Annotated in this window: 16 protein-coding genes; 4 read left to right on the top strand and 12 right to left on the bottom strand. The window is 47.0% G+C overall.

Features of this window, described 5'->3' with window-relative positions; genetic code table 11:
• Nucleotides 1-64: 64 nt before the first annotated feature.
• On the top strand, nucleotides 65-3,166 hold the full coding sequence (locus tag GBK04_RS05065; protein WP_152757441.1) for an efflux RND transporter permease subunit: 3,102 nt from the start codon (nucleotides 65-67) through the stop codon (nucleotides 3,164-3,166).
• Nucleotides 3,167-3,502: 336 nt separating this feature from the next.
• On the opposite strand, the gene GBK04_RS05070 is transcribed toward GBK04_RS05065, so the two are convergent.
• The 4 genes from GBK04_RS05070 to GBK04_RS05085 form a co-directional block, all read right to left on the bottom strand.
• Nucleotides 3,503-3,733: a hypothetical protein gene (locus GBK04_RS05070; RefSeq protein WP_152757443.1), complete on the bottom strand. Its 231-nt coding sequence runs from the start codon at nucleotides 3,731-3,733 to the stop codon at nucleotides 3,503-3,505.
• 164 nt (nucleotides 3,734-3,897) lie between these two features.
• On the bottom strand, nucleotides 3,898-5,145 hold the full coding sequence (locus GBK04_RS05075) for an NAD(P)/FAD-dependent oxidoreductase (RefSeq protein ID WP_152757445.1): 1,248 nt from the start codon (nucleotides 5,143-5,145) through the stop codon (nucleotides 3,898-3,900).
• Between the two features lie 62 nt (nucleotides 5,146-5,207).
• On the bottom strand, nucleotides 5,208-6,212 hold the full coding sequence (locus GBK04_RS05080) for a 4-hydroxyproline epimerase (protein ID WP_152757447.1): 1,005 nt from the start codon (nucleotides 6,210-6,212) through the stop codon (nucleotides 5,208-5,210).
• Nucleotides 6,213-6,226: 14 nt separating this feature from the next.
• Nucleotides 6,227-7,135 (bottom strand): dihydrodipicolinate synthase family protein, encoded by a 909-nt coding sequence (locus GBK04_RS05085; RefSeq protein WP_373331439.1) that lies wholly within the window; start codon nucleotides 7,133-7,135, stop codon nucleotides 6,227-6,229.
• 156 nt (nucleotides 7,136-7,291) lie between these two features.
• Here GBK04_RS05085 and GBK04_RS05090 point away from each other — a divergent pair, with 156 nt between their 5' ends.
• Nucleotides 7,292-8,170 carry an AraC family transcriptional regulator gene (locus tag GBK04_RS05090; protein ID WP_373330724.1) on the top strand — a complete coding sequence of 293 codons (879 nt, stop codon included), beginning with the start codon at nucleotides 7,292-7,294 and terminating at the stop codon, nucleotides 8,168-8,170.
• Here the strand turns inward: GBK04_RS05090 and GBK04_RS30340 are convergent.
• The 5 genes from GBK04_RS30340 to rpoN all read right to left on the bottom strand — a co-directional run bounded on the left by GBK04_RS30340 (nucleotide 8,167) and on the right by rpoN (nucleotide 14,394).
• Nucleotides 8,167-8,331, bottom strand: coding sequence for a hypothetical protein (locus GBK04_RS30340; RefSeq protein ID WP_373330725.1), 165 nt, complete (start codon nucleotides 8,329-8,331; stop codon nucleotides 8,167-8,169). The genes GBK04_RS05090 and GBK04_RS30340 overlap by 4 nt on opposite strands.
• A gap of 146 nt (nucleotides 8,332-8,477) precedes the next feature.
• Nucleotides 8,478-9,929: a hybrid sensor histidine kinase/response regulator gene (locus tag GBK04_RS05095; RefSeq protein ID WP_152757451.1), complete on the bottom strand. Its 1,452-nt coding sequence runs from the start codon at nucleotides 9,927-9,929 to the stop codon at nucleotides 8,478-8,480.
• A gap of 27 nt (nucleotides 9,930-9,956) precedes the next feature.
• Complete coding sequence (locus GBK04_RS05100; protein WP_373330726.1) at nucleotides 9,957-11,465, bottom strand: sensor histidine kinase; 1,509 nt, start codon at nucleotides 11,463-11,465, stop codon at nucleotides 9,957-9,959.
• 15 nt (nucleotides 11,466-11,480) lie between these two features.
• A complete protein-coding gene (locus GBK04_RS05105) occupies nucleotides 11,481-12,893 on the bottom strand; it encodes a sigma-54-dependent transcriptional regulator (RefSeq protein ID WP_152757455.1) in 1,413 nt (470 codons plus the stop codon).
• Nucleotides 12,894-12,939: 46 nt separating this feature from the next.
• Nucleotides 12,940-14,394, bottom strand: coding sequence for an RNA polymerase factor sigma-54 (gene rpoN / locus GBK04_RS05110; RefSeq protein ID WP_152757457.1), 1,455 nt, complete (start codon nucleotides 14,392-14,394; stop codon nucleotides 12,940-12,942).
• 277 nt (nucleotides 14,395-14,671) lie between these two features.
• Between rpoN and GBK04_RS05115 the strand changes: the two genes are divergently transcribed.
• Together GBK04_RS05115 and GBK04_RS05120 are read left to right on the top strand one after the other, a co-directional pair.
• Complete coding sequence (locus GBK04_RS05115; protein ID WP_152757459.1) at nucleotides 14,672-16,129, top strand: sensor histidine kinase; 1,458 nt, start codon at nucleotides 14,672-14,674, stop codon at nucleotides 16,127-16,129.
• A 6-nt stretch (nucleotides 16,130-16,135) separates the two neighbouring features.
• The gene (locus tag GBK04_RS05120) at nucleotides 16,136-16,552 is read left to right on the top strand and encodes a response regulator (RefSeq protein ID WP_152757461.1); all 417 of its coding nucleotides are present in this window, start codon (nucleotides 16,136-16,138) and stop codon (nucleotides 16,550-16,552) included.
• Here the strand turns inward: GBK04_RS05120 and GBK04_RS05125 are convergent.
• The 3 genes from GBK04_RS05125 to GBK04_RS05135 form a co-directional block, all read right to left on the bottom strand.
• The gene (locus GBK04_RS05125) at nucleotides 16,549-17,046 is read right to left on the bottom strand and encodes a hypothetical protein (RefSeq protein WP_152757463.1); all 498 of its coding nucleotides are present in this window, start codon (nucleotides 17,044-17,046) and stop codon (nucleotides 16,549-16,551) included. The genes GBK04_RS05120 and GBK04_RS05125 overlap by 4 nt on opposite strands.
• A complete protein-coding gene (locus GBK04_RS05130) occupies nucleotides 17,030-17,398 on the bottom strand; it encodes a phage holin family protein (RefSeq protein ID WP_152757465.1) in 369 nt (122 codons plus the stop codon). The genes GBK04_RS05125 and GBK04_RS05130 overlap by 17 nt, the downstream gene beginning before the upstream one ends.
• A gap of 106 nt (nucleotides 17,399-17,504) precedes the next feature.
• Nucleotides 17,505-17,792, bottom strand: a complete 288-nt coding sequence (locus GBK04_RS05135; protein ID WP_152757467.1) for a YtxH domain-containing protein — start codon at nucleotides 17,790-17,792, stop codon at nucleotides 17,505-17,507.
• Nucleotides 17,793-18,045: the final 253 nt, after the last annotated feature.

The raw sequence follows: 18,045 nt of genomic DNA on the forward strand, positions 1-18,045 counted from the left end.
TCTGCCCCTATCATTGTCAATTTTCAACTGTCAATCGTACCGGCGACCCGGTCTTAACTAACACATGGCAAGTCTATCGGAAGTAAGCATTAAGCGGCCTGTATTGGCCATTGTGATGTCGCTTGTCCTCATTCTCTTTGGGGTCATTGGCTTTCTGTACCTGGGAGTGCGGGAATTCCCAAGCGTCGATCCGCCGGTGGTCAACGTGAGCACTACCTATACCGGGGCCAATGCCGAAATCATTGAATCCCAAATTACCGAACCGCTGGAAGAGTCGATCAATGGTATTGCCGGCATTCGTACTCTTTCCTCCTCCAGTCGCGACGGTCGCAGCAGTATCACGGTAGAGTTCAATCTGGGTGTCGACATGGAAGCCGCTGCCAATGATGTGCGCGACCGGGTTTCGGGTGCACAACGCAACTTGCCTCCCGATGTCGAACCCCCCAATGTATCCAAGGCCGACGCTGATGCTTCCCCTATCTGGTTCATCAATGTACAGAGTGCAACCCGTCCCCTACTCGATCTGAATGACATTGTCACCCGGCAGTTCAAGGAAAAATTCCAGACCGTAACCGGAGTCAGCAGTGTACAGATTTGGGGAGAGAAAAAATACTCCATGCGCCTGCGAATCGATCCCGCCAAGATGGCGGCCTACCGCCTCACTTCCATTGACATCTCGTCGGCGCTGGCCCGGCAAAATGTGGAACTTCCCTCCGGCAGCATCGAGGGCCAGAATATGGAACTCACCGTACGTACCCTGGGTCGGCTGCGAACGGTTGAGGATTTCGACAACATGATCATCAAGGAAGAAGCCAACCGGATCGTTCGCTTCAAAGACGTAGGGAGAGCCGAATTGGCACCCGAAAACGAACGGACGGCCTTCAAACGGGATGGTGTACCTATGGTAGCGGTGGCGGTGATACCACAACCGGGAGCCAACCATATCAGTATTGTCAGCGATCTGAACAAAAAGCTGGACCAGATTAAGAAAGATCTGCCGCCTGACGTCATTGTAGAGCTGGGAAGCGACTATACAAAATTTGTAAAAGCCTCCATTTCCGAGGTAGAGGAAACTATTGTGATCGCCTTTTTTCTGGTGGCTCTCATCATATTCATTTTCCTCCGCGACTGGCGTTCCACACTAATACCGCTGACCGCCATTCCGATTTCGCTGATCGGGACGTTTTTCATCATGTACCTGTTCGGCTTTTCGATCAATGTATTGACTCTGCTGGGAATTGTACTGGCCATCGGGCTTGTGGTAGATGATGCTATTGTGGTACTGGAAAACATCTACGCCAAAATTGAAGAAGGAATGGATCCCATTCAGGCTTCTTTTGCCGGTTCGCGTGAAATATATTTTGCTGTAATTTCGACCACCATAACTCTGGCGGCGGTGTTTCTGCCCGTCATCTTTCTGGAAGGCGTTACCGGACAACTTTTCCGGGAGTTTGGAATTGTGGTGGCCGGTGCCGTAATCATTTCGGCTTTTGTTTCTTTGACTTTGACGCCCATGCTGAGTTCACGAATCCTGAAAACCCGGCAACGGCAGCCCTGGCTGTATCGAAAAACCGAACCTTTCTTTACCTGGCTTACCGATGGATATGAGGCAGCACTCGTAACGTTCATGCGCTACCGCTGGATGGCCTGGGTACTGATGCTCGGTTTCGTGGGAATCAGCTACTATCTGTTGACTGGTAAGCGGCTCCCTTCTGAATTAGCACCTCTGGAGGACCGGAGTAATATTCGGATCAACAGCACAGCGCAGGAAGGAGCTACCTTTGAGTACATGCAGAAATACATGGATGAAGTCGGGCAGTTTGTATACGATGAGCTTGCCCCCAATGAGCGTGATGGTGTCGTAACAATCACGTCCCCAGGCTTTGGATCATCGGCTACCAACTCGGGTTATACAAGATTGACGCTCACCACACCTGACAAGCGTACCCGTTCGCAGCAACAAATCGTGGATGATCTGACGGCCAAATTGAAAAAGTTTTCGGGCGCCCGTACCATCGTTTCGCAAGATCAGACCATCAACGCGGGTCGTTCGCGGGGCCAGCCTATCCAATACGTAATTCAGGCACCTAATTTTGAAAAGTTGAAGGAGTACCTTCCCAAGGTCCTTGAAAAAGCACAATCTAATCCTAAACTGGAAGGGGTCGATGCCAACCTGAAATTCACGAAGCCCGAAATTCGGGTTGAGATCGACCGCGAAAAAGCCCAAAGTCTAGGCGTTTCGATCCAGGATGTGGGACAAACGTTGCAACTAGGCCTGAGCGGCCGCCGATTTGGATATTTTATCCAGGATGGAAAGCAATACCAGGTGATCGGCCAGATCGAACGCTCCGACCGGAACGACCTGCTGGACCTAAAATCGCTGTACATTAAAAGTAGAAGTGGTGAACTGATTCAAATGGATAACCTGGTGAAGTTAACCGAGCAAAGTTCGCCGCCCCAGCTGTTGCGCTTTAATCGGTATATATCGGCCACCATATCAGCCAACCCCGCCAAAGGTGTGACTTTGGGCGAAGGCATCGCTGAGATGGAGCAGATCGGCCGTGAGGTATTGGATGACACCTTTACTACGGCATTGGATGGAAACTCGCGCGAGTTCAAGGAGAGTTCCAACAGTCTGCTTTTCGCATTTGTGCTTTCACTCGTACTTATTTTTCTCATTCTAGCTGCTCAGTTTGAAAGCTTTATCGATCCCATTATCATTCTCCTGACGGTACCTTTGGCGGTGTGCGGGGCGTTGATTTCGCTTTGGGATTTTGGACAGACGATGAATATTTTCAGTCAGATCGGAATCATCGTTCTGGTAGGTCTGGTGACTAAGAATGGTATCCTGATCGTGGAGTTTGCGAACCAACGTAAGGAAGAGGGACTACCCAAAGGCGAAGCCGCAATCGAAGCCGCCGTGTCGCGTTTCCGGCCCATCCTGATGACCAGTCTCTGTACTATCCTGGGTATCCTACCTATTGCTTTGGCATTAGGTGCGGGCTCAGAGAGCCGCGTTTCGATGGGTATCGCCGTGGTAGGCGGAATGCTATTCTCTACGATTCTGACGCTTTTTGTTATACCGGCAGTATATTCCTACATGTCACGCAACTATGTGGCACCGCCCGTTGAGGAGAAACGGGAGCCGGAACTGGCCGAGGCGTAAGGAAAAATCTAGTCTTTCTAAAAGCAGAACGGGGCGAACCAAATGTTTCGCCCCGTTCTGCTTTAGAAACATTGAGTTCTGAAGATAACAGATGGGTCGTGAGCACCTGATGTAGACCCTCAACATCCGACGACTATATTGTGCTTATAGGAGGAAGATTCCTGTTAACAATAAGAAAACAGCTATTTTAGTGCTGATTAGTTTGAATGAAATAAATATGCTACAAAGGGTGAGACTCAATGTATGATTTTTTGCATATTAAGTGTAATTATATAGGTATTAATTTTTTATGGAAATTACGTATATCTTTAAGAAATAACTATCGTGCCAAATTCTTTATATCATGAAGTTTACCCCTTCAAATGGATTTTCGAATGCTATTATATGCCTTATTTGTATGATACTGCTTTCAAAAATTCCCTCATTAGCTTTAAATGAGCGTCTTTCATATTTTATTTCAGACCTATTGTTTTCAGTAGTCTTGGTGATAGGTTTTATTACCATTAAATCATGTGTAAAGAGTACCAAGCAGGCCTTACTTATTTTTATTGGTGCTTTGGTATTCATTTTACTTTTAACTTTTAGTGTTATTTATCTCGTTGATAGACAACGTTCTTTTTCACCATAAAAACTATATAGTATACCTATACATTTATACCATATATGAAGAGCAGGAAAACTGAGTTAATCAATAATAGGAAAATCTGGCACCTTATCCCTACCCTACCCAACTAAGAAAATCGTAAAGGATCAAGCGCAGGTAGTGCCATGCTCGTAGGCTGATTCGTCACCAGCTCCGAAACCAGCTTTCCCGTGGCGGGTCCCAGGCTCACTCCCATCATGCCGTGGCCCGTGGCGAGTATGACGTTTGAAAACCGCCCCGCACGCCCGATGTAGGGTAAGCCGTCCGGCGAACAGGGTCGTAGCCCCCGCCATACGTCTGCCTCTTTTGGAAAAGGTACCTTCAGATCAGGATAGTATTGGTTGATTGAATTGTGAATCCCTTTTACCCGGCTCATATTCACCGACCGATCTGTTCCGGCTACTTCCAGGGTACCTGCAAAGCGTAGTCCGCCACCCATGGGGGTGGCTGTAGCGCGGGCTTCCAACATGATAGCGGGAATTCTGATATTATTAGTCAAATCGCTGGTAAAAAAACTGTATCCTTTCCCTCCTTGCAAGGGAAGCGAAACACCCAGTTTCTCCGATAATTCGGGCGACCAGGCTCCGGCTGCTAACACAATTTCATCGTATGAGAAGGTACCTCCCGAAGTGACCACAGATTTTACGGAATTTCCCTGTACAGCAAAATCTTTCACCGAATGGTTTTCCAGAAATCGGACACCTTTATTTTTCAAATATGCCACTAGGCCATCCATCAATTGATTGGGGTAAATATGGGCATCGCCGGGGTAGTACACAGCCCCTTCCACATTCACTTGCACATCGGGTTCCATGGCCTGTACCTCCTGACTCGATAGTACCTGTGCCTCAATCCCTGCGCGGTTGGCTACATGGGCCTCTTCCTGCATTTCGTGGCGAGTTTCCTGATTTTTAAAAAGCATGAAAAGACCTTTCTCCTGCCAGCCGAAATCAAAGTCTCCGCGCATGGCCAATTCCTGGAACAGTTGCCGGCTAAGCAGGCTGAGGTCACGTAGCACCGGAATAGACCTGTGAACGTGTGCTTCCGTTGAGTGTTTCCAGAAGAGGTACCCCCATTTCATCAAGCCCCAGTTCAAACGGGGTTTGACATAGAAAGGACTTTCATAACTAAGCATCCAACGCATGCCTTTGGTAATCATGCCGGGCTGGGCCAACGGAATAATATGACTGGGTACAATCATACCCGCATTACCAAATGAGCATCCATCCTGAAAACTCCCCTGCTCAATGACGGTGACTTCACAGCCATACTCCAGCAAATAGTACGCTGAAAACAAACCGCTTATCCCTCCACCAACAATCCCGACGCTTTTCATATAGGTAGTTTAGTCTTTATAAGTATCCAGCCCATGTGTCAAAAGTTTTCACACCCCGAGCGCTAAATCACCTGGAATCCATGAACGTAGGGATCGTCCTGATCAAAGATGATGTGATTGTAGCCGTGGATAATAGCCCAACCCTCGATGCTGGGAATGATGGCGGGCTTTCCGGCCAATGTGGTTTCGGCTTCAATGCGACCAATGAACTTGGAGCCGATTATACTTTCATGCACGAAATCATCGTCGTTTTTCAGTTTGCCCTGAGCGTACCATTGCGCCATGCGGGCCGAGGTACCCGTACCGCAGGGCGAGCGGTCGATGGCTTTGTCGCCGTAGAATACCGCATTTCGGGCCGTAGAGGTAGGATCAATCGTTTCTCCGGTCCAGAGAATGTGGCTCAGACCGTGGATCGAAGGATTTTCAGGATGCACAAATGTATGCTTTTCATTAATCCGTTCGCGAAGTACACGCGCCCAGGCTATGAGTTGCTCACCCATGAAATGCTGCAAACCGGGGAAATTAGGCTGCACATCCACAATAGCGTAGAAATTACCTCCATACGATACGTCGACCTTGAGGGTACCCAGGTCGGGACACTCCACCGCAATTCCTTCCGCCGCAAGGTAGGACTTGATGTTGGTTATTTTTACGGACCTTACTTTCTTACCTACCTGAAGGTACTCTGCTGTAACAATTCCTGCCGGGACTTCCAGCAGCAGTCGGCCGGGTACCTTCGGCGTCACTAACCCCTGCTCGATGGCCACAGTCACGGTACCGATGGTACCATGCCCGCACATGGGCAGACAGCCGGACGTTTCAATAAAAAGCACTGCGGCGTCGTTGGCCGGGTCGATTGGGGGGTACAGGATACTTCCCGACATCATATCGTGGCCCCGGGGCTCAAACATTAGTCCCTTACGGATCCAGTCGTACTCATGGAGAAAATGAAGACGTTTTTCGCTCATCGAGGTACCTTCCAGTCGAGGAATGGCACCTCCCGTAACTACCCGCACGGGATTGCCGCAGGTATGGGCATCGATGCAGAAGAAATGCTGGTCTACCATAATCCGGACGGCCGTTATAGTTTGAGGTATTCGGGTAAATCAGGACGCGTATCAAGACCTTTCCGAATAATGGTCTCCACGCGCTCGCGCTCCTGACCTACCAGGGGTAAACGGGGCAGACGGACGTGCTCGGTACCTATTTCTGTATGTGCTTCGGCCAGTTTGATATACTGTACCAGTTTAGGATGAAGGTCCAGTTCAAGCAGGGGCATAAACCAGCGGTAGATAGCCCGGGCCTCGTCGAGCCTTCCGGCTTTTACCAAACGATACACCGCTACAGTTTCGCGGGGAAAGGCACACACCAAGCCGGCTACCCAGCCATCTGCTCCCATCACCAGTTCTTCCATGGCCAAGGTATCAACCCCACAAAGGATACTGATGCGGTCGCCAAAACGGTTGCGCAATCGGGTTACGTTGGAAATATCGCGGGTAGATTCCTTTACAGCCTGAATGTTATCCAATTCCAGGAGCTCAGCAAACATATCGACTGTTACTTCAATTTTGTAGTCGACCGGATTGTTGTAAATCATAATGGGTAGCGCAGTGGACTTCGCAATCGCCTTGAAATAGGCTACTGTCTCGCGCTCATCGGCCTTGTACCGCATAGGAGGAAGTAGCATGAGGCCACTCGCGCCCAGGTCGGCTGCAGATTCAGCAATGCGGACGGCTTCACGGGTGGAAGCTTCGGCAATATTCAGTACCACCGGGATTTTGCCCGCTATCTTCTCTACGGCATGTTTTACCAGAACATCTTTTTCTTCATTGCTGAGGGTACTGGCTTCCCCCAGCGATCCACCCAGGATAATTCCATCGACCCCGGCGGATAGCTGGGCTTCCAGGTTCAGATCGAAAGTAGACAAATCAAGGGTATCGTCTTCGGTAAATTTGGTCGTGAGGGCGGGAAATACCCCTTTCCAGGTTATTGCCATGAGCGGGTCGAATAGGATTTTGTTACAAGTTTATCGGTTTACAAAAATACCTGACATTTAAATGGCATTTTGAACGAAAACTCGTTAAAACTAATGGTATATTGACCAATTTTAGTTTACAGTCACCTTTATCACGTATATATTTTCTCTGTGAAACCTATTTCTTTTCATATACCCAAGGTTGGACGGGAGGTTTTTCGGGTACAACATGAATGCCTTTCTTTCTTTTATGACCAACTGCATATACATGATGAACTACAATTCACTCTAATCATGAATGGGGAGGGTACCCTGGTGGCGGGCGACTATGTAGGGCGGTTCAAGGCAGGAGACGTGTTCGTAATTGATCGGGACATGCCCCATGTCTTCAGATGCGATAGCCATTACTATACTTCGGACCAAGGTGTAGAAAGCGTATCCGTTTTCTTTGATGAAAGCTATGCGGGTACCGTGTTTTGGGAGGCACATGAGCTGCAGGCTATTCGAGAGTGGCTGGCCGGAGCCAAGCGTGGTTTCAGGCTGGAAGGTACCTCAAGGCAAAAAGCCGGGAGCCTGCTCCGGGAGTTGATTCGGTTACAGGGAATTGAAAAATTAATCGGGGGTTTCACTCTATTAAAGTCTATGAGTGAAAGTGAAGATCTCATTCCTCTTTCCCTACAAGTAGGGAAGGATTTCTCGAAAGGGATATTAGACGAACGCATGAGCCGGATTATTGGCTTCACGTTCCGGGAGAGTCATCGACCTATTACAATTGATGAAGTAGCCAGTTTGGTAGCGCTGACTCCGTCGGCATTCTGCCGGTTCTTTAAATTACGTACCCGCAAAACCTACGTTACATTTCTTAACGAAATCAGGATACGGCATGCCTGTCGCCTGCTACTAACTACTTCCAAACCGATTGGGGAAATTTGTCAGGAGACAGGATTCCACAACCTCTCACATTTCAATGAATATTTCCGTCGCGCCAAAGGCATGAGTCCCAAGGCTTATAGGGGTACCTTTAGCAACGGAAAACCTTCAGGGGTTTAAAACTGTCGCGATATTTTCTGTAGGTGGTTGACCATGGATTTTAGATCCTGCTTGCGTCCATAGGTGTACTGGTTGGACTGCTTGCGGCTGTGGTACTCTACAAAATAGGCGGCCAGTATGCCAGCAAACAAAGAGATGAAAAAGAAGATTAGCATTTCCATACTGTGGACATTTAGGTTAATTTCTTCTTGTTGAAACAAACCTCATGCCCGATGCATTTGGGATTCCCAAAAACAAAAATTGCCCCATTTTAGGGGCAACGATTCCACATAGTTCAATCGGGGAATTTATAATCTGATGAAAAAAATCACAGCGAGAGTTCAGTCATTTCCAGCGGGAAACTCAGCGTAAACACTGTGCCGACGCCTACTTCGGACTGGACATCAATTCGGCCCCGGTGCGATTGCACAATATTGAGGGTACTGGCCAAGCCGATACCCATACCGGATTTCTTTCCCGTAAAGTAGGGTTCGAAGACCTTTGTCATATTTTCTTCGCTGATTCCCGAACCATTATCGGCGATAAGTACCTGTACGTCCTGTTCGGTGCGACGGGTCGTAATTTTAAGCAGGCCATGTCCTTCCTCCATCGCTTCAATGGCATTGGTAATCAGATTCAGCACCGCTATTTTCAGCATGTTGGCATTCATCATGATTTCGGCATCGCCATCTTCATAGTACTTTTCGACTTTGATTTTTTTCAACTGCAACCGGTCAATGGCTGAAGCCAGCGTCTCGTCGAGCAAGTCATAAAGTGAACCGGGACTAAGGCTAAAATCATTGGGGCGCGACGATTGGAGAAGCTGCGTAATGAGGTCGTTGATACGATTACAGTTTCTCTTGATAATGTCGATGTAGAAAATTTGATCTTCATCTTCAAGTTCCGATTCCAGTTGCTCGGCCGACAGATTGACATTGGTCAACGGATTGCGTACTTCATGCGCCAACATACGTACCAGTCGACTGGTAACGGCCAACTTCTCTGAGAACAGCCGCTCACGTTCCGTTTGCCGCTGGGCAGTGACATCATGCAACCTACCCTGAACGTAATCGGCCTCCTGGTCATGTTCAATCGTCGCCGAGAGTATACCGTACTTTTTTTCTCCTTCAGTTGTGATAAAACGAACTTCCCGATCGTGAATATCTTTTTCCTCCAGGAGAGCCTCCCAAATGGGCATAATCTCGTCCGGCTCGAAAAAATCAAAAATATTCTTTTGTGTAAGTTCCGCTTCTGAAAAGCCGGTGATCGCACTTGAAGAATAATTCAAATCCAGAAAATGCCCCCGCAGGTCGCTGATAAACAGCATGTCCTGTGACTCTTCGAACACCCGACGATACCGGCGCTCACTTTGCCGCAACGCTTTAATGACCTTGGCCCTTTCCAGTGAATAACGCAGGCTGCGCTCCAGCAGGGTTTTCTCAAGCTCACTTTTTATCAGATAGTCTGCCGCTCCAATACGCAGGGCTTCTAAGGCTACCTTATCATCGCCTTTGCCAGTAAGTAGAATAATGGGTTCCTGGCAATTCAGGCGGATAGCCTCTTGAATCAAATCCAGACCGGATTTTGATCCCAGGAGGTAATCGAAAATATATACATCATGCCGGCAATGGGTCAGGCTAGAAACTGCCTTATCGTAGGTAGAACACCAATCCAATTTGAAGTTCCAGCCGGTAAGTTCCTTAAAATAAGCGCTGGTCAGGATAAAATCGTCTTCGTCGTCGTCGACGAGCAACACAGTGAGGGGCTTCAATTGGGACATGAGTAGTGATAGATCATCGGCGGAAGGCTAAGACTGAGTGAGAGGCAATATGATGGTGAATATAGCTCCCTGGCCCGATTTGCCAGAAGCCATGATGATGCCCGAGTGATTTTCAACAACTTTCTTGCATACTGCCAGGCCAATACCCGCTCCCTCAAATTCTGAGCGTCCTCGCAAACGTTGGAAAAGGGTAAATATTCGGCTGGAATCGTTGTTTTCGAATCCTATCCCATTGTCCGAAAAAGTAATGCGCACGTAATCGCCTTGGGCTGGCAAGCCATAATTAAGTTGGTCGGATTTACTGAGCCGATCCGACTTGATGGTAATTTCCGGTTTCCGTTCTTCCTGAGTGAACTTCAGGGAATTGGATAACAGGTTATTGAATAGTTGTGACATCTGGGTAGGTATTACCTCCACCCGTGTAGGCAGCGCATCGATGGCAATAACCGCATCTTTATTTTGAATAGCAATTTCCAGATCGCTCAGTGTACCACTTATGATTGTATTCAGATCCGTAGCCACAAAACCCTCCTTGGAGCGTGCTACCCGCGAAAATTCCAGCAGGTTATTTATCATGTCCTGCATTCTTCGGGTAGCATTCAGAATACGGTCCAGGTATAAGCCCATTTCTTCATCCAACGCCCCCTGGCTTCGTTTTTCTAGCCTTTCTCCAAAAGAAACGATTTTTCGTAGCGGTTCCTGTAAATCGTGCGAGGCTACATAAGCAAACTGTTCCAGATCAAAATTAGAACGGTTGAGTTCGTCTACCTTCTTTTCCAGCTCATTCTGGATGTTTCGAATTGAAGTCAGATCAAACACACTTCCAATCGACATGGCGGGCTTCGCACCCTCACCCACCCTGAACTGGCCACGGCTCATCACGTACTTTTCCTGACCCGATATAGTTTTAATGCGATATTCTGCATTAAATGATCGCTGATTCCTGATAGAATCTTCGACGGCGTGGCGAAGGATTTCCGCGTCATCGGTATGCACATGGCTCAGGTAAAGATCATAAGAAGCTCGTATTTCGGTCACCTGTTCAGGACTGTAGCCCAACAGAGAATACAACCCCGACGACCACTCGTTGGTATCACTCTCCAAATCCCACATCCAACTCCCGAAGCGCATGCTATCTTCGGCATCTGTCAATATGCTGAGTACATTGCTTTCCCGTTCTTCGGTTTTTTTGCGGGGGGTTATATCAGTAAGGGTACACATAAAATGACTGTCGTCCACAGCCACATTACTGGCGCGGCACCACACATTCAGAGATTTGAAGTGCAACTCGATGTCGGGACAGAGCAGCGGATCTCCGACTTCGGCACCTTCACCAACCATCTGCTGCCAGCTAAGACCCGTCAATGATTTCTGGCCCGTCAATCGCCGAGCCGATTCATTGTCTACCGTGCAAATGTACCGCACCACATCTTTTTCCTGGCTCCGGTCTTTCTTAAAAAGGACAAGGCCACTGGTAGATGCATTCAGCAGGTCGTTGATTCCAAATGAATGAAATATTTTCTTAATATCAGTCATTCCACTCTCCATTTACTATTGCATATCAAATTGCTTCATTTTGTTATAAAGCGTCTTACGGTCAATATTCAGTAGTCGGGCGGCTTTACTTTTATTGTAATTCACCTGCCGGAGTACCTGCATAATCATATCATATTCTGCTTCATTCGCTACGGTTTTCAGGCTGGGGTTTGGGTCGAGGTCTGCCTGAGGCTGAGGGGCAGGTAAGGTGCCAAACTCTTCGTCCATTTCCCTGAGTTTTTGAAAATTGGCTATTTCAAAGGGAAGCGCTTTTTCTTCGATATATTCCCCATTCGTAAGCAGCGTCGACCTTTTGATAACGTTCTTTAGTTCACGCAAATTACCCGGCCATTCGTAGGTCATAAAGTCCATGATCACATCGTCGGTAAAGCCCTTGATGTTTTTGCCCAATTCTTCATTGGTCGCCTGCAGGAAAGCTTCGGCGAATAACATCAGATCGTCGCGACGGTCCCGAAGTGCAGGTACCTCCATGCTGAATTCGTTGAAACGGTAATATAAATCCTCCCGGAATTTCCCCTTGCGGGCCGATTCCAAGAGGCGCTCATTACTGGCCACGATGATCCGCACATCGAGGTCAATTTCTTTATTGCCCCCAATCCGGCGTACTTTACGTTCCTGAACCACACGGAGTAAAGCCATCTGGATTTCATACGAGAGGTTCGAAACTTCATCGAGGAACAGGGTACCTCCATTTGCCATTTCAAAATGCCCGATCTTAGTCTGAAGCGCACCCGTAAAAGATCCCTTTTCATGACCGAAAAGCTCGCTGCCAGCCAGTTCTTTGGAGATCGCTCCACAATCCATAGCGACGAACGGCTTGTTTTTTCGCGGAGAACGGTTGTGTATTTCATGTGCAATAGCCTCTTTGCCCGACCCACTTTCACCATAGATAATAACACTGAAATTGGTGGGGGCCACCAGGTCAATCTGACGATATAGTTCGTCGGAAACCTGACTTTGGCCGATGACGTACCCTGACACTGTCTTAGCGGCTTTACGATTTCCTCCACTACGTGTTTCAGTAGTGGATGTTTCGGCATCGGCGCCCGCATCAGCCAGAGCCTTTCGTACCGTTACCAGTATTTCGTCAGGGAACAGGGGCTTTGTGATGTAATCATAAGCCCCTTGCTTCATTACGCTAATAGCGGTTTTTATATCCGAGTAGCCCGTAATGATCAGCACCGGCACATGGGGAAGTTTCTTCTTAATGCTCACCAACAACTCCGAACCTGTCAAATCGCCAAGCCGGAAATCGGTCATTACCAGATCGGGTTTAAACTCGTCGACCAACAATAGTCCGCGTTTCCCGTTTTGGGCCGTTTCCACCTCAAAGCCATTTTTGGTCAGAAAACGCTTTAATAACATGCAAATATCACCCTCATCATCAACTACTAGTATTTTTTCCATTAAAATGTTGTTTCAATTATAGGGTTGGGGAGTAGGTCTACTCTTTTCATATTTCAACTCTCAATCTGGAAGTAGGAATGCTCAACTGCTCACGGTACTTAGCCACCGTACGCCGGGCTACCACATAGTCTCGCTCGGCCAATAAATCAGTAATTTGCTGATCATTAAGGGGATGTCTTTTGTCCTCGGCTTCTACAATTTCACGTATGGCTTCCTGAATGGCCCGGTTAGATACTTCGGTACCATCTTCCCGTGCCACTCCTTCGGTAAATAAATCCTTTAACAAAACAATGCCAAAAGGTGTTTGAACATATTTGTTTGTCGTGACGCGGGAAACTGTCGAAATATCCATATCAATGATTTCGGCTACATCTTTCAAAATCATAGGCCGAAGTTTCTTGATATTTCCGGTTTGAAAATAGTCGTACTGTAGTTTGACAATGGCTTTCATGGTATTCAGCATGGTGGTTTCGCGCTGCTTGATGGCGTCGATAAACCATTTGGCCGAATTGATCTTATTCTTGAGAAACTGCTTGGTAGCACGGTCGTTCTTTTCAACCGCCATTTGCGTAAAAACCCGATTCATCCGCAGCGCCGGGCTATTACCCCAGGCGAGCTGTACTTCGATGTCGCCATCGGGCAGATAGCGCATCAGAAAATCGGGCTTGATACTATCATTGATCGAAGTATCGTTTCGCAACCCGGAGGCGGGTTTAGGATTCAGGGATACGATCACCTGCAGGGCATCCTTTAATTGGTCCTCGGAGATTTCAAGAACGCGCATGATCTTGTCGTAATTCCGGGCACCCAGTTCATCGAAGGTATCTGACACGATCTGGCGAGCCAGTTTCCACTCCGTCGAATTCCCTCCCAGGCGATTGAGTTGAATCAACAGACTTTCACGCAGATCTCGGGCGGCAATTCCTGCCGGATCGAGCTGCTGGATTACGCGCAACATGGCCTCTACCTCTCCAGCATCGATAAAAATACTGTTGGCAAATGAAATATCATCGGCAATAATGTCACAATCACGACGCAGAAAGCCATCCTCATCCAACGAATCGAGAATAAATTCGGCGATCAATTCCTGCCGTTCATCCAGTTTTAGAAAATGGATTTGCTCTTTGAGTTCATCCCGAAACGACACGGTTTCCACCATGGGACGAGTATACAATTCATCGTCGGGGGTATAATTGTTGGAATAAGTCTTATAGTCGGGTATGTCGTTATCACGAAACTCGTCCCAGTCGTAGTAATCCTGCATGGCAGGTACCTCATCGTCCCCTACTCCTACGGTTTCGCCCTTGTCCGCAAAATCCTCGACTTCTTCTTTTTCCTTCGTTTCTTCGTCTTTCCCCTCTTCAAGTACCGGATTTTCCTCCATTTCTTCCTTAATACGGTGTTCAAGTTCGAGGGTGGTCAGATGCAATAAATTAAGCATCTGGATTTGAAGGGGAGAGTATTTCAGCGTCTGGCGCTGAACCTGTGCTTGTCTTTGCATACCTATTTACGATACTAAATGTGAACACATCTTAAAAAAAACTGATTCCAGATACCTGTCCGGGTATAAGGGTCAGGCCTATTTTTTATACCCTATGGTAGGGTAAGTGTGTAATCTACAAGTAGAAAAAGGCATTTATTGTTAAAAAATTATAGCTTCGACACCTAAGTCGTGGCCAGGCACTGTTTTGGGAAGATATTTTTTCGGGTAAACATTTACTTAATTTGGGGAAAATTTGTCCAGTGCACTCAGGTAACAGCTAGTAGATGCCTACCCTATGAATAAGCTTACCTCGCCGCGATTGTTGAGCCGTACTTTGAATGAAGATCAACTTTCCTGGGCGATCCGCTTTTTGTTCGTCATTTCAGTTATTCTTATCATAATCCTTTCTTTCAGCTATCATTCCATCAACCGGGAGCTGATATACTTCTCTGAGCGGGTGGACCATTCGCACAAAGTACTGGATAAGATCAATGAGATCAACATTAACTTGTATGAGGTAACCTACTATGGTCGTGGTTATTTGATATTAGCTGACTCTACTAATCGTCGGCAACTCGTTAGCAAGGTTCATAAGCTACCCCTACGAACCAAAGAACTAGCCTGGTTGGTCAAGGACAATAACGCACAGATAATTAAGACTAAGGCTCTTATAAATGCCCTGCTTCCTTACCGACAGAAGATCATGCGCTTTGCCGTAGAGAATCCGCTAGAATATACTGCTGCCCGGCGTACCACCCTGCTCAGAAACGGCACAACCTCTACTCAACAGGTCAGAAACATGTTGGACGAGATGGCGCTTATTGAACACAAGCTGATGACCACCCGGGTACAAAGCCGAAACAACTACAAGCAACAGATATTCAGGTTCAACTGGGTTATCATGGGGGTAGCGCTGGCTTTTCTGCTATCTTCGTTCATTTTGCTGGAGCGTGAGCTCAAACGCAATAAATTGTACAAATTTGAGTTGGAGAAAAAGGTAGAAAACCTCAATCGCTCCAATAATGAACTGGAACAATTTGCCTACGTCGCCTCCCACGATCTGCAGGAACCTTTGCGTAAGATACGTTCATTTACTGATTTACTCGTTGCAAAAAGCAAAAGTACCCTCTCGGTAGAGGCAGGCCTCATGCTCGAAAAAATTGAGAAGTCAGCAATACGCATGCAGCTTCTGATCGATGACCTGCTCCTGTTTTCGCGATTAATCGATAATACGCTGGAAGCAGAAGCAGTGGATCTCAATGGAGTGATCAGGGAAGTCAAAAGCAGCCTTTCGGAAAGTATTCGGGAAACCTCGGCCACAATACACACCTCTTATCTGCCTACCGTTATAGGGTACCCTTCACAGCTCATACAGCTTTTTCAGAACCTGATATCCAATTCTATCAAATACAGTAAAGAAGGTATGTCTCCAATGATTGATATTTCATATACGGAGGTACCTGGTCATCAAACACCCCATGCACGTCCCCGCTCCTCAACCGACGAAACCACCTTTTATTGTATTACTCTAAAGGACAACGGAATTGGATTCAAGAAAGAATATGCTGAGAAAATTTTTGTAATTTTCCAGCGCCTGCACAGCCAGGAAAAATTCCAGGGCTCTGGAATAGGGCTGGCCATTTGCCGTAAAGTCATTTCGAATCACAAAGGTTATATTGTTTCGGAGGGCGAAGAAGGACAAGGCGCTAAATTTTATATATATTTACCCAAGGAAAATCTATTTACGCGATAGAAATCTATGTTGAATCAACACATTCTGATGGCTGATGATGATGCGGACGACCGATTTTTGGTGCAGGCAGCCTTCGAAGACAATAGAATCGACCAGAAGTTACTTTTTTTTGAAGACGGAGAACAGCTACTTGACCACCTACACGATGAAACCGTACAAGGGGTCACCCGTTTTATCCTGCTGGATTTGAATATGCCCAAACGTGACGGGCGGGATGTGCTTCGTACCCTTAAAGCCGATAAGGAACTTAGTACTATTCCTATTATTGTATTCAGTACTTCCAAAGCTCCCGATGACATCAATTCGTCTTACCGGTTGGGTGCTAACAGCTACGTAGTGAAGCCTTCAAGCTATGAACACCTGAAGGAAGTCATTCAGAAGATAAGTGATTTCTGGCTCAATACAGCTATGACTCCCCGCTAGATAGAAGGAGGCAATTGGTCGCCTTCAGAAATATTCGGCAGTTCAGGCTCATGTGCGGGTAGGTATGCAATCGCTGTTTCTGATTGCTCCAAAATTCCTGTTTTTTCGGGCTCAGGAGTTTCATCAGTTACTTTTTTCACCCATCGCAAACCCTTAATGAGCCAGTCCCGCCCGTTCTTTTTTGTATAGTTCAGTGCGGCATTCTCTATCACCTGGGGCAATATCATGTTTAGGGGGGTAGGTAGGCTTCGCAACGCTGTCGTTGCCAAAACGGCATTCAGACCCAATTGCAATCCGTTGCCAATAAGGCCTTTTTTGCCTTTTCCTACCATGCGGTTGGTAAGCAGATTTCCAGCGATTGAACTGACAAGACGCAGAGGTTTAGCTTCCTGCTTCCACGCTTCGGTGTCGGCCGTCAGTTGCGACTTCGCCAATTGTAAATCGTTGTGGGCCAGCGCTCGCTGTGCTTTCAGATCGTCATACGATTTTATCATTTTGTTTGCGGTAGAGTATTTTTAAAAATTTATCCATAAAAGGTAAGAAAAGCCACCGTTTCCGGTTGGCGTACACAATTACGCCAATGATTCCGTACAAAACTGAAACAAGCAGAAAGCCCAAGGCGTAGCTGTGCAGAAGGTCGGCCAGCCAAAGCGCCAGTGCGGTACTTATAAAAAACAGAAAAAACAAGCCCAGAAGTCCGAGGCAAATTCCCATCACCACGGATGTCGCAATGGTAGCCGTATGATCGGATACTTCCAGAGCTATCACATTCCAGCGAGCTTCTGCGTAGTCGATCAGGTGCTGGTAAGTTTGCTCTGCTTTCTGCTTGGCTTCTTTGAATATCATAGCTGGTCAGGGTTAAAATCCAGGGGTTGGTGGGTTATTAAAAAGAGGTAATACTAATGAAATCCATAGTATTACCTCTTTATTTTTAAATATCCTTCGGTGAGTACTACTTCATTTTATTCACGGTACTCTTGGCATCGTTCAGCGTATCGTCAGCCATGGCTACGGCATCTCCTTTCAGAGAGTTACCTTTTTTAATAAGGCTATCAGCAGCATCCTGAACTTTGCCCTTTCCTTTTTCAAGGGCGTCTAAGGCTTCGGAAGCCCAGTCATTTGCGGACTTCTTGATTTTCTTGCGCGTATTGTCTCCATCTTCGGGAGCGAAAAGCATACCTATTGCGGCACCAGCAGCGGCAGCCATCAAAATGCTCCAAAATACCTTACTATTGCTCATGATTATCTAAAATTTAGTTTACGTACGATGATTACTTGTACTTGTTTTGGTTTGATACAAATCTCTTAAAAACCCATACCATACGTCATTTTCGGGCTTTAGGGTTATCCAGTTTTCAGGGATGTGCATTAATTTCCACACGGTGTAGAACCTGCTTCTAAGCATCTTGATAAAGTTTATCAGCCTAATCGGCACCTAATGGCAAGATTATTTTAATCATCGTCCTAACGTTATTCGCCCTGGCTGCTGCGAG

It is taken from the genome of Salmonirosea aquatica (genome assembly GCF_009296315.1).
Lineage (GTDB): Bacteria > Bacteroidota > Bacteroidia > Cytophagales > Spirosomataceae > Salmonirosea > Salmonirosea aquatica.